Annotated in this window: 19 protein-coding genes; 2 read left to right on the top strand and 17 right to left on the bottom strand. The window is 37.3% G+C overall.

Annotated elements, in window-relative coordinates; all coding sequences use genetic code 11:
• Positions 1–41 precede the first annotated feature (41 nt).
• Entirely contained in the window at positions 42–1265 is a 1224-nt protein-coding gene (pepT, locus tag HMPREF3237_RS08620) for a peptidase T (RefSeq protein WP_070889527.1), read from the top strand.
• A gap of 36 nt (positions 1266–1301) precedes the next feature.
• Here pepT and HMPREF3237_RS08885 read toward each other — a convergent pair whose 3' ends face one another.
• The 10 genes from HMPREF3237_RS08885 to HMPREF3237_RS08560 all read right to left on the bottom strand — a co-directional run bounded on the left by HMPREF3237_RS08885 (position 1302) and on the right by HMPREF3237_RS08560 (position 12807).
• Positions 1302–4565 carry a pneumococcal-type histidine triad protein gene (locus HMPREF3237_RS08885; RefSeq protein ID WP_083327700.1) on the bottom strand — a complete coding sequence of 1088 codons (3264 nt, stop codon included), beginning with the start codon at positions 4563–4565 and terminating at the stop codon, positions 1302–1304.
• A gap of 7 nt (positions 4566–4572) precedes the next feature.
• A complete protein-coding gene (locus HMPREF3237_RS08600; protein WP_070889526.1) occupies positions 4573–5499 on the bottom strand; it encodes a metal ABC transporter solute-binding protein, Zn/Mn family in 927 nt (308 codons plus the stop codon).
• A gap of 159 nt (positions 5500–5658) precedes the next feature.
• Positions 5659–6570, bottom strand: coding sequence for a bifunctional riboflavin kinase/FAD synthetase (locus tag HMPREF3237_RS08595; RefSeq protein WP_070889554.1), 912 nt, complete (start codon positions 6568–6570; stop codon positions 5659–5661).
• A gap of 55 nt (positions 6571–6625) precedes the next feature.
• On the bottom strand, positions 6626–7609 hold the full coding sequence (locus HMPREF3237_RS08590) for a dihydroorotate dehydrogenase (protein ID WP_142350571.1): 984 nt from the start codon (positions 7607–7609) through the stop codon (positions 6626–6628).
• The gene (locus tag HMPREF3237_RS08585) at positions 7572–8372 is read right to left on the bottom strand and encodes a dihydroorotate dehydrogenase electron transfer subunit (protein ID WP_070889524.1); all 801 of its coding nucleotides are present in this window, start codon (positions 8370–8372) and stop codon (positions 7572–7574) included. Before HMPREF3237_RS08585 ends, HMPREF3237_RS08590 begins: the two co-directional genes overlap by 38 nt.
• A gap of 248 nt (positions 8373–8620) precedes the next feature.
• Positions 8621–9310: a sugar phosphate nucleotidyltransferase gene (locus HMPREF3237_RS08580; protein ID WP_070889523.1), complete on the bottom strand. Its 690-nt coding sequence runs from the start codon at positions 9308–9310 to the stop codon at positions 8621–8623.
• A gap of 12 nt (positions 9311–9322) precedes the next feature.
• Positions 9323–10201: a DMT family transporter gene (locus HMPREF3237_RS08575; protein WP_070889522.1), complete on the bottom strand. Its 879-nt coding sequence runs from the start codon at positions 10199–10201 to the stop codon at positions 9323–9325.
• Entirely contained in the window at positions 10191–11060 is an 870-nt protein-coding gene (locus tag HMPREF3237_RS08570; RefSeq protein WP_070889521.1) for a phosphotransferase family protein, read from the bottom strand. Before HMPREF3237_RS08570 ends, HMPREF3237_RS08575 begins: the two co-directional genes overlap by 11 nt.
• 12 nt (positions 11061–11072) lie before the next feature.
• Entirely contained in the window at positions 11073–12095 is a 1023-nt protein-coding gene (locus HMPREF3237_RS08565; RefSeq protein WP_070889520.1) for a ribitol-5-phosphate dehydrogenase, read from the bottom strand.
• Positions 12096–12099: 4 nt separating this feature from the next.
• On the bottom strand, positions 12100–12807 hold the full coding sequence (locus tag HMPREF3237_RS08560) for an IspD/TarI family cytidylyltransferase (RefSeq protein WP_006145480.1): 708 nt from the start codon (positions 12805–12807) through the stop codon (positions 12100–12102).
• A gap of 307 nt (positions 12808–13114) precedes the next feature.
• On the opposite strand from HMPREF3237_RS08560, the gene HMPREF3237_RS08555 reads away from it, so the two are divergent.
• A complete protein-coding gene (locus HMPREF3237_RS08555) occupies positions 13115–13414 on the top strand; it encodes a YbaB/EbfC family nucleoid-associated protein (RefSeq protein ID WP_006145479.1) in 300 nt (99 codons plus the stop codon).
• A 40-nt stretch (positions 13415–13454) separates the two neighbouring features.
• On the opposite strand, the gene HMPREF3237_RS08550 is transcribed toward HMPREF3237_RS08555, so the two are convergent.
• From HMPREF3237_RS08550 to HMPREF3237_RS08520, 7 genes are all read right to left on the bottom strand, one after another.
• Positions 13455–15218 carry a glycerophosphoryl diester phosphodiesterase membrane domain-containing protein gene (locus HMPREF3237_RS08550; protein ID WP_070889519.1) on the bottom strand — a complete coding sequence of 588 codons (1764 nt, stop codon included), beginning with the start codon at positions 15216–15218 and terminating at the stop codon, positions 13455–13457.
• An 8-nt stretch (positions 15219–15226) separates the two neighbouring features.
• Complete coding sequence (locus HMPREF3237_RS08545; protein WP_070889518.1) at positions 15227–15817, bottom strand: 3'-5' exonuclease; 591 nt, start codon at positions 15815–15817, stop codon at positions 15227–15229.
• Between the two features lie 69 nt (positions 15818–15886).
• On the bottom strand, positions 15887–16378 hold the full coding sequence (locus tag HMPREF3237_RS08540) for a DUF536 domain-containing protein (RefSeq protein ID WP_004252719.1): 492 nt from the start codon (positions 16376–16378) through the stop codon (positions 15887–15889).
• Between the two features lie 193 nt (positions 16379–16571).
• Positions 16572–17450, bottom strand: coding sequence for a tRNA pseudouridine(55) synthase TruB (gene truB, locus HMPREF3237_RS08535; protein WP_070889517.1), 879 nt, complete (start codon positions 17448–17450; stop codon positions 16572–16574).
• A 3-nt stretch (positions 17451–17453) separates the two neighbouring features.
• On the bottom strand, positions 17454–18257 hold the full coding sequence (locus HMPREF3237_RS08530) for an alpha/beta fold hydrolase (RefSeq protein WP_070889516.1): 804 nt from the start codon (positions 18255–18257) through the stop codon (positions 17454–17456).
• A 3-nt stretch (positions 18258–18260) separates the two neighbouring features.
• Entirely contained in the window at positions 18261–19535 is a 1275-nt protein-coding gene (locus HMPREF3237_RS08525) for a DUF2130 domain-containing protein (protein ID WP_070889515.1), read from the bottom strand.
• 80 nt (positions 19536–19615) lie between these two features.
• Complete coding sequence (locus HMPREF3237_RS08520) at positions 19616–20413, bottom strand: formate/nitrite transporter family protein (RefSeq protein WP_070889514.1); 798 nt, start codon at positions 20411–20413, stop codon at positions 19616–19618.
• Positions 20414–20477: the final 64 nt, after the last annotated feature.

Here is a 20477-nt window from a genome sequence, read left to right as displayed (position 1 = left end):
TATGATACAATGGTTTTAAAAGAAGGAAAAAAGGAGTTACGATGAAATATCCAACATTGTTGGAGCGTTTTTTGACTTATGTCAAAGTCAATACACGTTCTGACGAACACTCAACTACTACACCAAGCACTCAAAGTCAAGTAGACTTTGCCACTAATATCCTCATCCCAGAAATGAAACGTGTCGGTTTGCAAAATGTCTATTATTTGCCAAACGGTTTTGCTATCGGTACACTTCCAGCTAACGATCCAAGTTTAACTCGCAAGATTGGTTTTATCTCCCACATGGATACGGCTGATTTTAATGCTGAAGGTGTCAATCCACAAGTAGTTGAAAACTACGACGGTGGCCTTATCGAACTAGGTAATTCTGGTTTCAAGCTAGATCCAGCGGATTTTAAGAGCTTAGAGAAATATCATGGCCAAACTTTAATTACTACAGATGGAACTACCCTTCTCGGTGCTGATGACAAATCTGGTATCGCTGAGATTATGACAGCTATTGAATACTTAACTGCTCATCCTGAGCTTAAACACTGCGAAATTCGTGTCGGCTTTGGACCTGATGAAGAAATCGGTGTTGGCGCCAATAAATTTGATGCAGAAGATTTCGATGTCGACTTTGCTTATACAGTTGACGGTGGACCTCTTGGAGAATTGCAATACGAAACCTTCTCTGCGGCAGGTGCCGAGCTTCACTTCCAAGGTCGTAATGTTCACCCAGGAACAGCTAAAGGACAAATGGTTAACGCCCTTCAATTAGCGATTGACTTCCACAATCAACTCCCAGCTGGTGACCGCCCAGAATTGACTGAGGGCTATCAAGGTTTCTACCACCTCATGGATGTATCTGGTAGTGTTGAGGAAGCGCGTGCTAGCTATATCATTCGTGATTTCGAAAAAGAAAACTTTGAAGCGCGTAAAGCTGCTATGCAAGCTATCGCTGATAAGATGAACCAAGAACTTGGTAGTGATCGTGTCACTTTAACATTGACTGACCAGTACTACAACATGAAAGAAGTCATCGAAAAGGATATGACTCCAGTAACCATTGCCAAAGCGGTTATGGAAAGTCTTGATATTACACCAATTATCGAACCAATTCGTGGTGGTACAGATGGTTCTAAGATTTCGTTTATGGGAATTCCAACTCCGAATATCTTCGCTGGTGGTGAAAACATGCATGGCCGTTTTGAATACGTTAGCCTTCAAACCATGGAGCGTGCAGTTGATACAATTATTGGAATTGTAGCTTATAAAGACTAAAAAAAAGACGAAGTAGCTTAGCTACCTCGTCTTTTTTTATTCTGCGACTTTTTCTGTTGATTCAGGATTCAGTTCAGTTGTTGTTTCAGAAGTATTTTCTGTTGTTGTCTGTACTGAGCTAGCTTCTACTTGCTCATCAGTACTTGCTTGACCTGGTGTTTCTTGTTTTGCTTCAACAGGTGTTTCTTGACTTGGCGTTACTTTAGATCTAAGCTCTTGATTTAACAAGACTATTTCTTGGGCAACTGCTAGAAGAGCCTGCTTATCCTTACTTGCTGCTGCTAGTTTATCAAACAGAGCATCTACTTTTTCAAAGTCAGCATCTGAACCATTATTCATCTCCAAATAGCTATGGAGAGCAATGACTCCGTTATAGAGTTTTTGGTAAAGAACTAAAACCTCTGGGTCTTGTTTCGAATTATCACGTTCATTTTGGATTGTTAGTGAAATACGTTTCAAAAGATCTTGGACCTGTGTATTTAATTCATCAAGGTCTGCGTCTTCTTTCTCCAAAGCAGCCTTCAGATTTTTCACTTCGTCAGAGAGTGAAGCTTTAACCCCTTCCTCATTGACTTGATTCACTAATTCTTCAGCTTTTGTTAGTAACTCTTCTACTTGCCCTTTTAAGACATGATTACTTTGTTCCTCAGGTTTAATATCATCATACAAACCTTTCAAGAACTCATAGACTGCAGTTTTAGCACTATGGCCATCCACTTTTTCTGTATCTAAGATTGTTTCAGAAGCCTTGCTTGCAACCGGCTCATTTTTCAGTGCTTCTTCTACTTCCAGTTTTGTTTGGTAGATTTCCGGGAAGAGTTTGTTCAAGTCAGTCGCCTTAAGGAAGGATTGTGATTGATAAAGTGTCCAAGTTAAGTTCGCAACTTTATTTCTAAGAGTGTCATTTAAGTGATTATCAGATAAATGTTGATAGAAATACTTAATGTACTCGACTGTTGTAACTCCAGTACGGTCATTAAAATCTTGCAAAGCTTGTAACTTAGCTTCAACTGCATCTAAACCTGCTTCATCTTGGGCAAGTTTATTTTCTTGAAGCTGAGTCAATAAATCCTTTTTAGGAAGTCCATAAGCATCCGTATCCAAGGTATTAATCTTATCTACTAAAGCTTGATATTTCTTGTCTAAAGGACTGATTTCAGTTGGTTTGACACTAGAGTCAACTTGGATATACTGCTTGTCAAAGAGATCTAAAGCAGCCAGATAACCAGCTGTTGAGTTGGTTGAGAGCTTCTTCATATTTTCAGAGAATTGACCCAAGGCAAGCTCAATTTGTCTTTGTACAATTGGTTTATCCTTGTAAATTTCACGACTTTCTGCTAGAAGTTGATCAACCTTATTTTGAACAGTAGCTTCATCAAAGGCTCCTGGTTGGTAGTTGGATTGTAAGGCAGGAAGCTTATGTTTTAAAGCTACTTCATAACCTTTGGTTTGTACCTTGATATAATGGTTGTGGTCACCGTGAGGGATAACAAAACTACCATTTTCCACCTGCAAACTATACGGAGAAACACCGTCACGTAAAGCAGTTGTATAGAGTTCATTTAGAAAATCAAGTTCTGCTTCGCCTGTTTGGAGAGGAATACGAACGTGTTCCTTTCGAACTGCATAAGGGTGAATGTGAGTTGGGTCATAAGCTTGGTCTGGATTACCAAATACAAAGAATCCATTTGAAATACGAATTGTTTCAAGTGGAACACCATAGGTTTTAGAGATATAAGCTATCTTTTCTTCATCACTAGCATCTCGAGAGAAACTTTCTACAGTCTTGGCAATAGGTTTAACAGATTCTGCCTGATGGTGCCCATGCAAATGCTCTTGAGCAGCCTTAATTTGATCAGGAGATAAATCTTTTTTAAAGAAGTAATGATTGTGATCTCCATGAGAAACGACAAATCCTTTTTCATCTTCACTTATCACTCGATCAACTGCAAAGCCATGATCGTGCTCTTCCTCGTGATGGTTTCCATGGTTATCATGATGGTGTTCTTCTGGTTTATGACTACTGTGGTTATCTGCACTAGTTTCTGAATGTTTATTTCCGTACAAGTGATCTTGTGCGGCCTTGATTTGATCAGGGGATAAATCTTTTTTAAAGAAGTAATGATTGTGATCTCCATGGGTAACAACAAATCCTACACCATCTTCACTTATCACACGGTCTACTGCAAATCCATGGTCATGGTCTTCATGTTCCTTATTATTGTTAGAAACATGAGAATTATGATTTTCAGGTTTATTTTCTTTTTCTAAATGATTTAAAGACCCTATCGTTCCTCCCAGTGGTAACATCCGTGCAATTTTCTGCTCCAAAGGAGATAAACTGCTATAAGGAATAAAATGATAGTGATTACCGTGAGGTATAGCAACTCCTGATGGTGTACGACTGCTAATTTTAGCTGGATCAAATACCAAACCATCAGATTCTTTATAGCGTTGACTAACTGGCAAAGCGTATAACTTATCAAGAAGACTTTGAAGATCATCTTCTTTTTCTACTGGATTAGTTGCAGTTGGACTCTCTGGTTGAGAACTTGGTGTAACACTAGGATTTGGTTTGTAGTCTGTCAAACTTGGTTGACTTCCTCTACCAGCCAGATAGGCTTGAGCTGCTGCTAATTCACTTGAAGATAGAGCACTCTTTGGAATGTAATGATAGTGGCCACCGTGGGGAACGATATAAGCATCACCAGTATCCTCTAGAATATCCGCAGGATTAAAGACATAACCATCATCCGTTGTATATCGGCCTTGTTCTCTAGCAGCAAGCACCTCTTTACTAGCACTGCTACTATCTGATGTGTGTTCTTGTTTTTGCTGCTCGATTTGCTCTTTCGTACGGACATTATCAGCATGATTTGCATCCTTCAAGTAGATATAGTATTTTCCATTCACCTTGATAATGTAGCCATCTTTAATCTCATTGACAATATCTTCATCCTTCAGCTGATAGTTTGGATCTTTCATAACCAGTTCTTCACTAAAGATAGCATCATAAGGCACCTTACCATTATAGTAATGGAAATGGTCGCCGTGTGAAGTCACATATCCCTGATCAGTAATTTTCACAACAATTTGTTCGGCCTCAATGCCTTCCTTTTTGCTAACTTGATCAGGAGTCAAATTTTCGTTCTTTTTAGACTCATTCTTTTTCCCATCAACATAAGATACACGATTATCTTCCTTCTTCTCTGCTTCTTGGTGCTGATTTAAAACATAAGCACAAACACTAAGCGCAATAACTACTGCTGATCCAGCTAAGTATTTCTTTGTTTTATTCATAATTTCCTCATTTCAATTCTTCTGCTAGTATTGCAATATCCTCTTCTAAATTATCTAAATAAGACTTATCATTTTGTGGGTCTGCCTCTAAAGGATTGAGAGTTTTAAGACTCACACCTGTTGACTTGATAAGCGTTTCAGCTACTTTAGACGAAGCATTGCTCTCTGTAAAAATAGTTTTAACTTTATAGGTCTTAACAAATTCTTGGATTTCAGTCAGTTGTTTTGGGCTTGGTTCTTGATCAGGAGAAATACCAGCAATACCAAGTTGATTCAAGTCAAATCTCTTTGCTAAATAAGAAAAAGCAGTGTGTTGTGTCACAAACGTTCTTTGCTCCACTTTATCGAAGATAGGTTTATATTTATTTGTTAACTCATGAGCTTGATCAATAAACTTCTTCGCATTCGACTGATATATTTCTTTATTCTCACTATCTAATTCCGATAATTTATCAGCAATAATTTGTGCTTCTTCAGCTACCTTTTCAGGGTCTAACCAAGTATGGGGATCATAAAGACTTTTCTCATCCACACCTTTTCCTACTTCTATATCTTCTAAGCCAGATACTCTATCCAAGGTCATACCCTCAGATGCTTCTAGAACCTTAACCTTGGACTTTTGTAGACTTGGATCTAAACTTCCTGCCCATGACTCTAGTGTATGAGAATGATAGACAAAAACATCGGCATCATAGATGGCTGCAATATCATTTGCAGAAGGTTCAAAGGAATGGATACCAGAACTAGACTGAATCATCCGAACATCATTTAGGTCACCAGAAATTTCTTTGACCATAGCATAAATAGGATAAAAGCTGGTTACTATTTTCATTCCCTTAGCTTCCTTACTATCTTGACTGGTCTTTTGTCCGCAAGCACCTAATACTAGAACAAACAAACCAATCATAAACCAAAGGATGTTTCTATTTTTCATCACAACTCCTTAACCGGTACTTAACCATTTAATTAACTAGTAAACATTCTATCGTTTAAAATTTAGGATGTCAAGTTAAAAATGTATTTTCCCTTAAATTTTTTACTTATTATCTACCTAAATAAAACAAAAAGTTCGAATTCACATCCGAACTTTTGATTATTTTTGTGCAACTTTTTTATCTTCTTCAAGCTGTTTTACCAGTTTTTCAACACTGTCAAATTTCACCATATCTCGGATACGATCTAACCAATAGACAGTAACACATTCTCCATAAATGTCTTCATCAAAATCAAAAATATTCACTTCAAAACGTTCTTCTTCTCCATCAAAGGTTACGTTCTTACCGACACTGGCCATCCCGCGATAGAATTTTCTCTTAATTTCGATATCAACAGTATAGACACCATCTGCTGGCATATAGGTCCTATCCAAAAGTACTAGATTGGCAGTTGGATATCCAATTGTTCGACCGCGAGCATTTCCATGCACGACAATTCCTCTTGTTGGAAGTGGGCTTCCAAGCAATCGACCTGCTTCTTTGACATCACCTTCTAGGATTGCCTGACGAATACGAGTAGAGCTAATCTTTCCTTTTTCATCTTCTACAGGTGGTACTACAACCACTTCTCCATCAAAAATTTCTTTTAGATCTTCAGCCGATTTTCGATCAGAACCTAAGCTATAGTCAAATCCCACCACAATGGTATCTGCTTTGACTTCTTTAACAAAAGTATTTACAAACTCATGTGCTGTCATATTTGCTACACGACTTGAGAAATCTATCAAGTAGAGATTTTCAACTCCAGCTCTTTTAAACTTACGTTCCCGTTCATCTGGATTTAGAATATGTAGTAAATTTTCTGGAGAATAGGGTTTTAATGTCAACTTTGGAGATTCATGAAAAGTGATTAAAGCAACGCTTAGTCTCTTCTCTTCAGCAATTTTTCCTGCAATACTAAATAATTTTTGATGACCTAAATGAATACCGTCAAAATATCCCAAAACAAGGACAGTTGGTTCTGGAGTTGCAATGTCTTTTTCTGTTTTAATAGGTATTGTTACAATCATAGTCATATTATATCAAAAATAAGAAGGCATTCAAAATAATACGGATTTAAAAAGATTATAAACTACTTTTAACCTCTTTTCTCAATTGTTCCAGAGTTTCCATATTATATTTGTCCATGACTTTTGGTAAATTTTCAATAATATCGGGGCAAGCGTAAGGATTGGTAAAGTTTGCAGTTCCGACTCCAATTGCGGATGCTCCAGCTAAGTACATTTCCAAGGCAGCTTCTGCTGAATCAACTCCTCCCATACCGATAATAGGAAGATTGGTTGATTGAGCTACTTGACGAATCAATTTGAGAGCTACTGGAAAGACTGCTGGTCCAGACATGCCTCCTGTCCCATTTGCGATAATCGGCTTTCTAGTTTTGAGGTCAAAACGCATTCCGACAAGAGTATTGATCATGGTGAGACCACTAGCACCTGCATCCTCTACTGCTTTTGCGATGGTCACAATATCAGTTACACTAGGCGTTAATTTTACATAGACAGGAACTGAGGATGCTCCTACGGCAGCTTTTACCACATCATAAGCTAACTCAGGGTCCTGTCCAATTAGAAGTCCATGATTTCCATGATCTACGTTAGGACAGGAAATGTTGAGCTCAATAGCTTTTACATTAGGTGCCTTAGAAATTCCATGAGAAACGGCTGCGTATTCTTGTTTTGAAAATCCAGCAACATTTGCAATTATAGGAAGATTTGGATACTCTCTTTCAAGCCAAGGTAACTTTTCAGAAAGAACGACCTCTAAACCAGGATTTTGTAGACCAATAGCGTTGAGCATACCTGCAGGGGTTTCTGCCACTCTTGGAGTAGGATTCCCAAAACGTGGCTCAAGCGTAGTAGCCTTTATCATGATGGAACCTAAGAGGTCTAAATCATAGTATTTAGCATACTCTTGACCAAAACCAAAACAGCCTGAAGCAGGAATGATAGGGTTCTTTAATTCTAGGCCTGGTAGAGAAACTTGTAATCGATTTGTAGTCATGATACTCTCCTTATAAAACAACTGTTCCTGTTTTAAATACAGGCCCATCTTCACAGACACGTTGACTAACTGTTTCACTATCTGGCACTTTAAGCACACAAGCATAACAAGCTCCCATACCACAAGCCATACGCGATTCTAAAGATAGATAAGCTCTGGGATGTTCGTAAAAGGTTTGATTGATGTATTTCATCATACCAGGTGCTCCACAAGAGTAAATAGCGTCAAATTCACTATCTAATTCGTTAATCACAACTGAGACATTTCCCCTGATTCCATAAGAGCCATCATCGGTCGTCACAAAGACTTGACTATATTGAGCTAATTCATCTTCCAAAATAACAGCATTTTTTGAAGCAAAGCCTAGAACAGTTGTAATTTTTACACCACGCTCATGCAGTTCTTTAGCAACTTCAAGTAAAGGAGGTACACCGATTCCTCCACCAACGATAAGAACACGGTTCTGCTTGTCTAAATCAGACAAATCAAAGCCATTTCCTTGAGGGCCCATAACATCAATGCTATCACCTGTTTTCAAGCTTGAAAAGATTGCTGTACCAGAACCCTCGATGCGATAAATGAGGTGGCATTGTTTCTTAACCTTATCAATAGATGAGATTGAAATTGGGCGACGCAAAAGATGAGCGTCATCAGGTACACGTAAATGAAGAAATTGGCCAGCTTTCATAGCTTCAACCATTTCACCTTCGAGAACTAGCTCAAAGATTGCTGGTGCGATTTCCTTTTGGGCCACTATCTTCATGTTTTCCAAGCGAATAGCTCCCATGCGCTTCTTACAATTTGGATTCATAATTTTTCCTCCTTAAATTTTAAGGGGATCAGATAAAGAAAAACCTTGCAATTGCAAGGTTTCAGTTAAGATATTTACACAAAAGTAGCAAATAAGCACTTGCTTACTTGTTTCCATTGTAGCTTCTTTTCTCTGACACCTTGTAAGTCTCTCTGGACTTCCCTTAAAGGTTAAATTTTCACTAGTATACTGTATCAACCCTAAAAAGTCAAGTAAAAATAGGTCAGGTATCAGTTAATAAATGTTGTTTATTTTTGTGAAGAGAGAATTTGCTCTAATTTTTGATAATCTTTAACACTGTCAATTTCGTAGATAGAGTTTTCTTCCAACTCTTCTACATAAACATCTAGTTCTTTGATATTATCTTTGACCATGTTGTCCCAGTAGAGGTCTACAAACTCGCCGCTTGCATAGGCTTTGTCGATAAACCCAACAATTTTCTCAGCTGTTGGTGCATCCCAGAATGACACACCACTCAAGATACGTCCATTCTTGCTATCAACGATGATATCTTGAACTTTGAAGTCATCACCATAAACTAGGAACCACTCATTGTCACAGTCCTCACGATATACGCTGAAGTAAGTAGAACGCTTGATATCATTGCGAAACATATTTTTGAAGAGATAATTATCAGCATCAATAACGTAGCTGTTAGCCAACTCTTCTTTTACCAAGTAAAGAGAGTAAAAGTTATTGTAATCCGCATACTTATCGTTGAAAACTAAACGCACACCGTATTTCTCTTTGAGATAGTCGAACTGTTCTTTCAAATAACCTACGACAATGATAATGTCATCAATTCCTCGTTCTTTTAAATATTCAATTTGATATTCAACCAAAGGTTTTTGATTGACTTTAACCAAGGCTTTGGGAGTATTTTCTGTCATAGGACGTAAACGAGTTCCCAATCCCGCTGCTAAGATGATCGCTTTCACGCGTTTTCTCCTTTATTCTTTAATGATAATATAAACACCAGCCATTACAACAAATGAAGTTATAATGGTCAAGACAGTCAGAGGTGTCCCCAAGAACATCGCTGCAAACAGGACAGTCCAAACTACATAACTGACATTTAAACCAGTTGCTTTTGCTGGTTGCAATCGATTGATAGCCATATAGTAGGCAAGATAAGAAATCATATTAAATGCTGCAAAGACAATTAATAGACCAAACAATTGGCCATTTGCCACTTCTGCAAATGAGTGATGCGTGAAAAGCACAATAACAAGATAAGACAAGAAGGATGTAACTTGACGAATCAAGAGAGCTTCAATTTCGCTGAGGTCACTTTCCATAGCAAAGGAGCTCAGAACACTTTCACTTCCCCAAGCAAAAGCACAAATCAAGGCGCAAAGAATTCCGATATAGAAGGAATTGACTTGTTCAACCTTGTAAGTCTGAGCAATAATCCCTGCAATGATTAATAAGATTCCAAATACTGTATTCTTAGAAACCTTATGCTTTAAGAAAAAGAAAGCAAGAATGACAGATACTGCAGGATAAATAGCTGAAACAGACGAAGCTAAGGAACTACCTATATATTTGACCGCGTAGAGATTGGCCTGCATACCAATAGGACCCGCTAAAAGTGCTCCGACAATAACACTGACATTTCGAATGTTCAAAAAGATTGAAAAACGTACTTTACCTTCTTTAAATAGAAGATATCCTAGCAAGATAAAAATACTCAGAAAATCGTGCGCTGCTGCTACTACAAAGGGCGATAAATCCGTGAATATTGAAAAGATATAAGCACTAATAGTTAATCCTAATCCCCAGAACACACCTGATAGTAGCCCAAAAGAAACTCCATTTTTAGTTTTCATTTAAATCTCCTTCAGACTCTAATTCTTTTACTGCTCTATTGTAACGAGAGATTCCGTAATCTCCGAAATCTGCACCATTTTCTTCTTTGTAAATAGTCCAAAGACTCCAAATGATATCTTGCAAGATTTTGTAAATACGAATTTTCTCCCTTGAAACTGAAGTCTTGTCACTCTCGTAATGACTTAAAAAGTCTTCTTCTTCTGCACTTGTAAATTCAGATTCGAGGAACAGGGCTGCCAAATCCCACATAGGATCATTCATAGAAGAATATTCCCAATCAATGAGATAAAGATGTCCGTCTGGACCTTCAATAAAGTTTTCTGGAACCAAATCAATATGACATGATTTCTTGTCAATTCCAATTTCTTCAAGCTCTTCTTTCAGAGAAAATACAGCCTTTCTGACAGCTTCATAATTAGGATAAGAAATCTCCCCTTGAATCAATGATTCATATTTTTTAATTTCCTCAAAAGGAGCAAACTCTCCTTTTAATTCTTTACCCGAAGCATGAATCGTTTGTAAAATTGGAGCTATCTTCTCAAATTTAGTTTTAATGGTAGTTGAATCAAGTGTCTCTGCATTTTCGATGTATTGATTGACCTTGATACCTGCTTCGATATCAAAAAGATAATTTTCTACATCTAATTTCAAATCCTTCAACAATTCAAGATTGAACTTTTCATTCTGACGGTCGATTAATTTATCTGTACCTTTACCGAAAAACTTAACGATGTACTGGTTTGAGGTTGTCTTAACCAAATAGTTTTGATTGGTCATCCCACCTAATTGCTCAACACTTAGAATATCCTCATCAGTTGATAGTAAAGATGCAATCTTTTCTTTAACGATTTCCTTCATAATCATCCTCCATTAGACTTCCCATTTAAAGACTGTTTTAAAAGCAGTATTTAAGTCAGTTGCAAATACTCGGTGAATATCTTTAATTTCTCTTACAGGTTCCTCTAGATAAATGATATTCTTCAAACGATTTGCAAATTTCTTGACTTCCATCATTTGAATTGCCTTTTCAAAGTCAATTCGCCCAGAACGAGAAGAACCTACAAGTAACAAACCTTTTTCGAGGGCATCACGGGTATTTATATTTACCTTATACTCACTAACACCCATCATTAATAGAGTTCCCTGGGGTTTGATGTAACGAATTAAGTCATTTATAGCAGGTCCACATCCATCACCACCACAGCATTCAAATCCATGGTCAAAACTAAGATCCTCTGGGATGCTATCAGTAATGTAAAGCTCTTTAGCAAATGAGAAGAGTTCCAACTTTTCCCAGTGACGACCAATGACGATAATCTCAGCTTCAGGCAAGGTATAATTTATAATATTCGCCATGACAAAGGCTAGACTACCATCACCAATGACAGCTATTCTCTGTCTTCTGCTATGAGAAACTGTCAAAAAACGATTCATGGCATGCATACCAACACTGACAAATTCAGTGATAGCAGCTACCGTATCTTCGATGTCATTATAAGCTACTACACGATCTTTTGGAAGAGAAACAAACTCACGCATGAATCCATCATAACCACTTGACAAGAAGTAGGTACCTGTCATGTAGTTTTCATAGAACTCCTCGTCACTTTGCATAGGTGGTTGATTGGGAATCATAACAACCTTCTGACCAACCTTATAGGTACCTGTTGGATCAGAAATAACAGTTCCACAAGACTCATGAATCATAGCCATTGGAAGCTTTTTAGATAATATTTTGGGATCACGCTTTCCTTGGTAATAGCGTTGATCCGCATGACAAACCGCCATATAATTTGGTCGAATGAGGATATGATTCTCTTGGTCAATCTCTTCTTCCTGATATTTAATATTGATAAATTTTGGTTTTGTCAGTTGATAAATTTGATTAATCATGTCTCTAGTCTTTCTCAATCATGCTTTTAGCAATCTTCAAGTCTGTAACTGTTGTAATTTTAAGGTTTGAGTATTCACCTTTAGCCAAGGCCACATCTTTACCCTTAATGACAAAGATTTTACATGCATCTGTTAAAATTTCTTTTTCTTCTGCTGATAATGAACCATACAAATCAATAAAGTCTTTACAACGGAATGTTTGTGGAGTCTGTCCTTGGTAAAGATGAGCACGATTTGGAATATCTGTAATAAACTGACCATTTGTGCTTTCAACAATTGTATCCACCGCTTCAACAACTGTATCAACAGCATCGTGACTTTGTGCTAGAGCAATATTATCTTGTATCATGCGAAGTGTGATAAAAGGACGAACAGAATCATGTGTGACTACGATATCTTCTTCTGTCAGTGGACGGTATGCATCTATAGCTTCAATAATTTTTTCAATACTAGAATTACGGTCTGCACCACCTTTTGTGATGATGATACGATCTTTATGAAGTGGAAGAAATTTTTCGACTAAATCTTCTGCATGTGTCACCCAGTCTCCATGAACTCCTACAACTATTTTTTCAAAACTTGGTTCCAAGACAAACTTTTCAATTGTATGGATTAAGATTGGGCGATCTCCCAACTCAAGAAATTGTTTGGGTAAGTTACTAATTCCCATGCGTGTGCCGGTTCCACCTGCTAAAATTCCAGCGTAAATCATAATGATTCTCCTTTGGTTTGTACTAAAAACTCATTCTTTTTTATTATATCATAATCTGGTACTATCTTGAAATAAATACTAGTTCCATCCCGCTAGAATCTGGCGTCGCGAAACATCTGTGATTAGAGAACTTGACTCAGAAGTCTTACTTATCTATGTTTCTGTAAATATTGAGTTCTTCAGGATAGTATAGAAACCTTAAATAAATCTTAAATAGAAATTTGCTAAAGAAAATTAACATAGACTTTTCTAGTTAAAATTGTTAAAATAATAGGGAAAATAAAAGAAAAGGAAGCTAACTACCGCCATGATGAATATGCAAAACATGATGCGTCAAGCTCAAAAACTTCAAAAACAAATGGAGCAAAGCCAAGCTGAACTTGCTGCTACTGAATTTGTTGGAACTTCTGCTCAAAATCTTGTAACTGCAACTTTGACAGGGGACAAGAAAGTCGTAAAAATTGATTTTGATCCTGCAGTCGTAGATCCTGAAGATATCGAGACCCTATCTGATATGACGGTTCAAGCCCTCAATGCTGCTCTTGAGCAAATTGATGAAACAACCAAGAAAAAACTTGGCGCTTTTGCAGGAAAATTACCTTTTTAAACTCGTATAAAAAGAGGCTGATTCACAGCCTCTTTTTTGATTAGAAAGTGAAGAATTCAGTTGCTTTCTTTAACAGCAAGTCTGTATACTCAGGATCCTCCTGAGCTTTTTCGAGTTCACCTTTAATTTTTTCCAAATTATCAGTTATCATCCCATTTACACCCAAACGAAAAGACTTATCGAAAGACTCCGAACCATTAATCGTCCATACATAGAGTTTTTGATCGGTATTCCAAAGTTTGGTTACAAAATATTCATCCAATGTAGAGTACTCCATAGTATAACCCGTTGCATTTGTTCTTGGAAAAACCGAATTGTAAGGTAGAATGAAATAAACTGGGATCTCCTTATCATACTGGGTTACTTTTTCAATAACATGGTAATCCAAAGATTGCATCTGATGACCATAGATTTTAATCTTTGCACCATATTTTTCTAGAAAATGATCCATCATTTGTGGGCTGTCTTTGTGGCTGGTCTTAATTTCAATGAGTAGTTTCTGATGCAGTTCATTTGCACGATTCAGATAATCATCAAAACTTGAGATCTTCGTTTCATAACCATGCTCATGAATGTCGATCTGCTTTAATTCTTCTAATGTTAAATCGTGTGGTGTTTTATTGATGCCTGCTAACCCTTTAAGATTAGCATCATGCATCATGACAAATTGACCATCCTTTGTTTCCTGTATATCCATCTCGACTAAATCTGGTTTTAACTGAGCAGTCTTTTCTAGGGATTGGATGGTATTTTGCACACCATTACCATTGGATACACCACGATGGGAAATCACAAGTGGAGGATTGATTACAGGAGCTTCTAAATAATTATATCCTTCAATCGCAAAGAAGGTACTTGCACAGACCATCACACCCCATCTCATGATATGATCTTTCTCCCGTCTTGGCATAATATCCAGTTCTTCTCCTGTTAAAAAAGAGGTAAATTTCACAAGAAAATAGGTCAGCGCCATATAGTTAAGGTTCTTGATGAAAACGAAGTTTAAAACCGCAAGAATTAGAGACTCCCTCTGGGTAAGACCGTCTACTAAATATTGAGTTAATAGTAATGGTATGAGTGGTAAATAGAAGAATAAATTGGTTTTTACAATAATTAAGAATAAATGCCAGGCATAAAACCAAAAGAAATTTTTGGTTTTATCCAAACTATAGATAACCGCTTCCTTCACGGTCATCTTATCATAAAAGATTTTTGGTAAAGTAAATACCAATCGAACAGAAATATAGAAGAATAAGAGTGATAAAGTAATAATTGCTACCCACCACATCCAGTACTTACCTTCTAAGTATAGTTGAATAAACTCTGGAATTACTATCTTATTGAAATAATAAATCTTAAATATCTTTCTAATAAATGGAAATAGCATAGCTACAAAAAGAAAGATAAACAAGGCCTTAGAAATAGTCAACTTTTTCATAAAAGCAAGACTTTCACGAAAGACTTTTCGACTATATTCTAGAAGGGTTCTTTTTTCATGATAAAGAAGGTGACGAGCTCCTATAAAGAGAATACTGAGTTGAAAATAGGCGACCAGCAGATTAATAGCAATTAAAATTACGAAACCAAGACTGACTATTGGCGCATGTTTTATAATCGCAAAAATATTGTTGTAGGAAATAAACAAATATCCAGTCTGACTTAGTAAAAATCCAGCTATCACTGAGTTTAATGGCAGCCAAATATAATCAACCAGCATAAAGATTAGAAAGAATAGAAAAAGGATCTTATCAAGATTTAGGTAAATCTTCTTTATTCCCAATTTTTTTGGTTTTTCAGGTTTCATAAAATCTCCTAATCAAAAAGCTGTGATAGATCTAAAGCACCAAATGGGTTAGAATTGAGACTACTCTGAGAATTGAGTAATAGTCTACTCTCATCTGATTCTAAGAAAGCTTCATAAACTTGGGCGGTCATACGGGCATCTTCTAAACTATTATGAGACTGCCCTTTAAATCCCAGAAAACTAGCTACAGTTTGTAATTTAAGATTAGCAATTCCATGTAGATCAGAACTACGTCTCTCCAGTGCTTCATTATAGAGATCGACTAAATATTGTTCTCGATAGTCCAATCCATATTCTTGTAAAATCGGCAAATCACTCTTTGCTGCATTGTAGCCAACAAGTGGCAAATTTCCAATAAACTCTTGAAATTTTTGAAGTACTTCTTCTACCTTTGGTGAATCCTTGAGAGTCTCTGAAGTAATACCGGTCAAACCATTGATAAAACTCTTCAAAGGTACATCAGTGTATACATAAGAGTCAAACGCTCCTACTTCTTCACCGTCTTTAAAATGAACGGCTGATACTTGAATCAAATGAGTCTTTTCCTGGTGTTTGTTGAATTCTAAGTCAAAGGAGATATAATCTCTTACTGTTTCCATCTTATCAATCCTTATTGATTTGTAAAAAGAAACCACCTGGTCTAATCACAGAAACCAAGCAGTTTTTTCTTATTTGCCAAATAAGCGAGCAAAGAAGCCTTTCTTCGATGCTTGAACTTCTTGCTTAGCTTGATCCAACTCCAACTGAAGTGTTTCTTGATCCTTCATAGCTTGAAGAGTTAACTGTTGTTGTTGATCCAATTGCTTATCTTTTTCAGCGATTTGGCGGTCTTTTACACGCATCTGTTCATCTTTTTCTGCCAGTTGCTTATCTTTAGCTTTCAATTGCTCATAAAGACGAATGATTTCAGCGTTCTTTTCATCAACAAGAATCTCCATGAGCTCTCGTTGCTTAACTTCATCACTAACCGGTTCATCTTCAAAGATAGTCTTTTTGTAGATTTCTTCAAGTTTGATCAATCCACTGCGAGTAACAACAGTAACACCCTTGTCGTTTTTTGTAATATCTTCTTCAGGTAATTCCTTGACACGATTATTGATTGCTTGTCGGGATAGCCCCAAGACCTCAGCAATCTCACTGACAGTCATTTCAATACTCATAATATCCTCTATTTTTCTCTAGCTTTTCTTAAATTAAATCTTATCATAAGTAAGCAAAACTGTCAAATAACACTGTATTTTCAATGTTTTTTTGAGATATAAAATTTTAAAACTATTTATCGGCTAATATTTTAAAAAGATGAGCAATCTCATCTTTAAACTAGTAGATAAAAATCGTTTATTCAGTATAATTTTAAGAGAAAACCTTTCTTGGTTTGTAGAGATGATCACGTTTCTCCACAATAGCAAGTAACTTCTCACCTTCGAAAGCGGCAACTTCCTTCTCGCTACACTCTAACTCAATAAAGCGTCCAAAGCGGACTTCCTCTGCCTGTTCCGGAGTAAGATAAACCTTAACTAAATCCCCTGTCCCAATCTCGAGTGGATGGAGAAAGTCCAGTTTTCCAGCCTCTACTTTTTGGGAAATTTCTTCTAAAGTCAAGGAATCTTCTAACCGTAAACCAGCTGCACTAGTCCGTGTAAGATGGGACATGTGAGCTTCATAACCAAGCTTCTCGCCCAAGTCAACCGATAAGGTACGGATATAGGTTCCCTTGCTACATTTTACTCGGAAGGTAAAACGCGCAAGTTTATCCTCGTAGGAAATGGGACTGGTTCTTTCAAAACTATAAATGGTCACCTGACGTTCTGGACGTTCGACTTCCTGACCAGTACGCGCATACTCATAGAGCTTGCGACCATTGACCTTGACAGCCGAATACATAGGTGGTATCTGAATGATAGGTCCAGTCAGACTAGCAATGGCTTCATCGACAAGCTTGTCATCCAGTGGAGACAAAACAGGAGTCTCTGCGGCAACTTCTCCACTAGCATCCTCGGTCGTTGTAGAATATCCCAGAGTGATTTCCCCCTCGTAGACCTTGCCCTCATCCTGCATAAACTCTACCATGCGTGTAGCTTTACCAACTGCAATAGGTAAAACGCCAACCACATCAGGATCCAAGGTCCCACCATGGCCAATCTTCTTAGTCCCTAAAATCTTACGCAATTTAAAAACCGCATCATGCGAGGTCATCCCTGCTTCTTTCTTTAAGTTGATAATACCGTTCATTTATTAACTTTCTAAAAATACTAAAACTCTTTTTTGGAAATCCTTATTCTGTTCATAGAGTGCATGCCCACACTCTGGCAAAATAGTGAGCTGGCTATCTTTGATATGCTGATGCAATTCAAGCGAACCATCTACGCCAAGAACATCATCTTTTTCTGCTCCAATGATTAACGTAGGACAGTTGATTTTTTCCAAAAAATCTAGACTATCATGTTTCAAACAAGATACAGACTGAATATCAATACGTTGTTTATCTTTAATACGACCAAAGATTCCCATAACATTATAAAGCAAGCGCCACTTTTGATAGCTCTTTTGCGTGTAGGAGTGCTGTGCAATATCCAGCATGAGATGCTTAAAATTTCCAGATTGACTGAGTTTTTGCCAATGCTCAATTCTTTCTCTAGCAAGTTGACTAGGCTTCGCTGTTGTAACAGCTAGGATGAGCTTTTGAACCCTTTCTGGAAAATCTGCAGCTAGCCATTGAGCAATCATTCCACCTTGCGAAATCCCCATAACATAGGCACTGGTAATAGTCAATACCTCCATTGCTTCTGCAACATCTGCTGCCATATCCCGTGTCGTATAACCCTGCCTCAACTCATTAATTCGAGAAAAAACATAAATTTTGTAACGATCAGCAAGTATACGGTATGTGATTGAAAAAGGCATAGCCATACCTTTAACTGTCTGCAACCCATCCCCCAAGCCTGGTATGATAACGAGAGGTTGATTTCCTGTTCCAAATGTTACATAGTCCACAGTCTTTCCATTTATAGACAAGGTAGCGTTCTTAGCTGAATACAAAGATTATTCTCCTTTCAAAGCATCAAACTTAGCCTTCATGGTCGGATTCTTCCGAGTCAATTTTTTGACTGATACATCATCCAACTTATTGTTTGCGAGGCGGAGTTGGTTTTCTGATGTGGTCAAGAATTTCTTGACTTCTTCCATGCGTTTGATGGCCTTGTCGATTTCGTCAATAGCCTTGCCGAAATTGACAGATGCTGAATTGTAGTTTTTAGCAAAGGCAACCTTGAAGGCGTCTAGGTCTTCTTCAAAGTGAGTAATATCAATATTTTGTTCTCGGATAAGTGCTAACTCCTGCTTGTATTTAAGAGAGTTAAGAGCTGCATTGCGCAAAAGACCAATCAACTGAATAAAGAACTGAGGACGGACCACATACATCTTCTCATACTCGTGGCTGACATCAACAATTCCAGTATTGAAGTAGTCATTATCAGCCTCAAGCATAGTCACTAATACGGCATACTCACAGTTCTTCTCAAGACGATCCTTGTCCAACTCTTTGTAGAAGTCTGCATTCTTATGCTTTTTCTCTGTCCCATCAGCTTCATTTTTCATCTCAAACATGATGGAAATGAATTCTAGCCCATTTTCATCAAAGTCACGGAAGATAAAATCACCTTTAGATCCACGAGCAGAAACCTTGTTGTCCTTTTCGAAATAGGCATTAGGGAAGGCAAAGCTACGAACCTTGTTGAACTCACTTTCCGCATACTGCTCCAAACTTTCTCCAATTGCCTTGGTTGATTGTTGGGCCTTGAAATTCTTGTAAAACTCAACTTGCTCATTTGCTGCCTTAAGTTGGGCTTCATAGTTTTGTTTAACTGAAGTCAGCGAAAGCTCGTTTTCTTTTTCTTGTAAAAGAAGCTGGTTTTTAACCTGGTCTCTTTCTTTCTCTAGATTAGACAGTGTCTTTTGCAGTTGATTCTCATGTTCTAAACGTAAGGTAGCCAGCTGATTCTCAAGTGCTTGGACTTCTTTTTCCTTCTCTATCAGACTTTGGCTAGCGGTTTGCTCTACTTCCTTTTTGGCCAATTCTTTTTCGGTATCAAAGTTCTGGATTTGACTTTGAAGCTGGGCAATTTCTTGGTCTTTTTGAGCGAGTTTTGTCTGCTGTTCATTCATGGCTTTTTGCTCAGCCAAGGCCAGCTCTTGCTTCATGCGTTCATGCAATTCCTTATCAAACTCTACAGTTCGAACTTGAGAAATCAGCTCTGCATATTGGCTTTCATTAACTGTAAAAACTTCCCCACAATTTGGACATTTAATTTCGTTCATGATTTTCCTCTGTATTTAACATTACTACATTCATTATAGCATGGAAAAACAAAAAGAAAAAGTTGGAATCAATCCAACTTTTAATCTACGTATGTATCTTCGTTCTTGTTTAAGAAGGCATAAGGCAATCCCATCAGTAGACCACCACCGATAAAGTTACCAATAAAGGTTACACCCCAGTGACGAAGAATATTTCCAATACCGAAGTTTGCGATTGAATCAGCAGCAACACTGAACTTCACAATCGCAAATGAAGCAAAGTTTGCGGCAATGTGTTCGTTTGTTAAGAATACAAACATGTAAATGGCTGAAAGAACCAACCAAAGTTTAGCTCCACCGTCTTTCACTAAAACAAATGAAAGAATCGCGATATTTACAAAGATATTGGCTATAATCCCCTCTAATAATACCAGTTCATTTGAACGCGCCAACTTCATTTCTACTACTCCAGAAATAAAGCTATCGTGTGTTAGATTAGCGTAAGCTGCTGAATGAGCAAATCCCCAACCAGCGATAAGCGCACCAATTAAGTTAAAAAGTGTACAATACAAAAGAATTTCAACGGTCTTTCTCCAGCTAATTTTTTTCAAAAAGCTACCAGCCGTCAAGAACATCATATTAGATGTTACCAATTCAGCATTTAAAAAGACAATATAAGCTAGTCCCCAAGCAAAAACAAAGGGGAAAAGGAAGCGTCCACTACCTGGTGCAATCTTATTGATCAAATCTGCACCAACGGCTCCTGCTGCTGTACTAAAAGTTAAGAAAGCACCTGCAAACATTGAACGGATAGCATACTTGAATTTACTATTTGAATAAAGGTTTTCTTTCTTTTTACAAGCAAATTCAATTTTTGAAATAAATTCTGATGAAACCATATAAACTCCTAAAACTTTTTATTTGTGAATATTATAACATAAAACTACATTTATGGGAAGCGTT

The sequence above is a fragment of the Streptococcus sp. HMSC34B10 genome, from assembly GCF_001839505.1.
Taxonomy (GTDB): domain Bacteria; phylum Bacillota; class Bacilli; order Lactobacillales; family Streptococcaceae; genus Streptococcus; species Streptococcus peroris.
The sequence above is the reverse complement of the archived record's forward strand: the minus strand, read 5'-3'. Positions and strand labels throughout refer to the sequence as shown.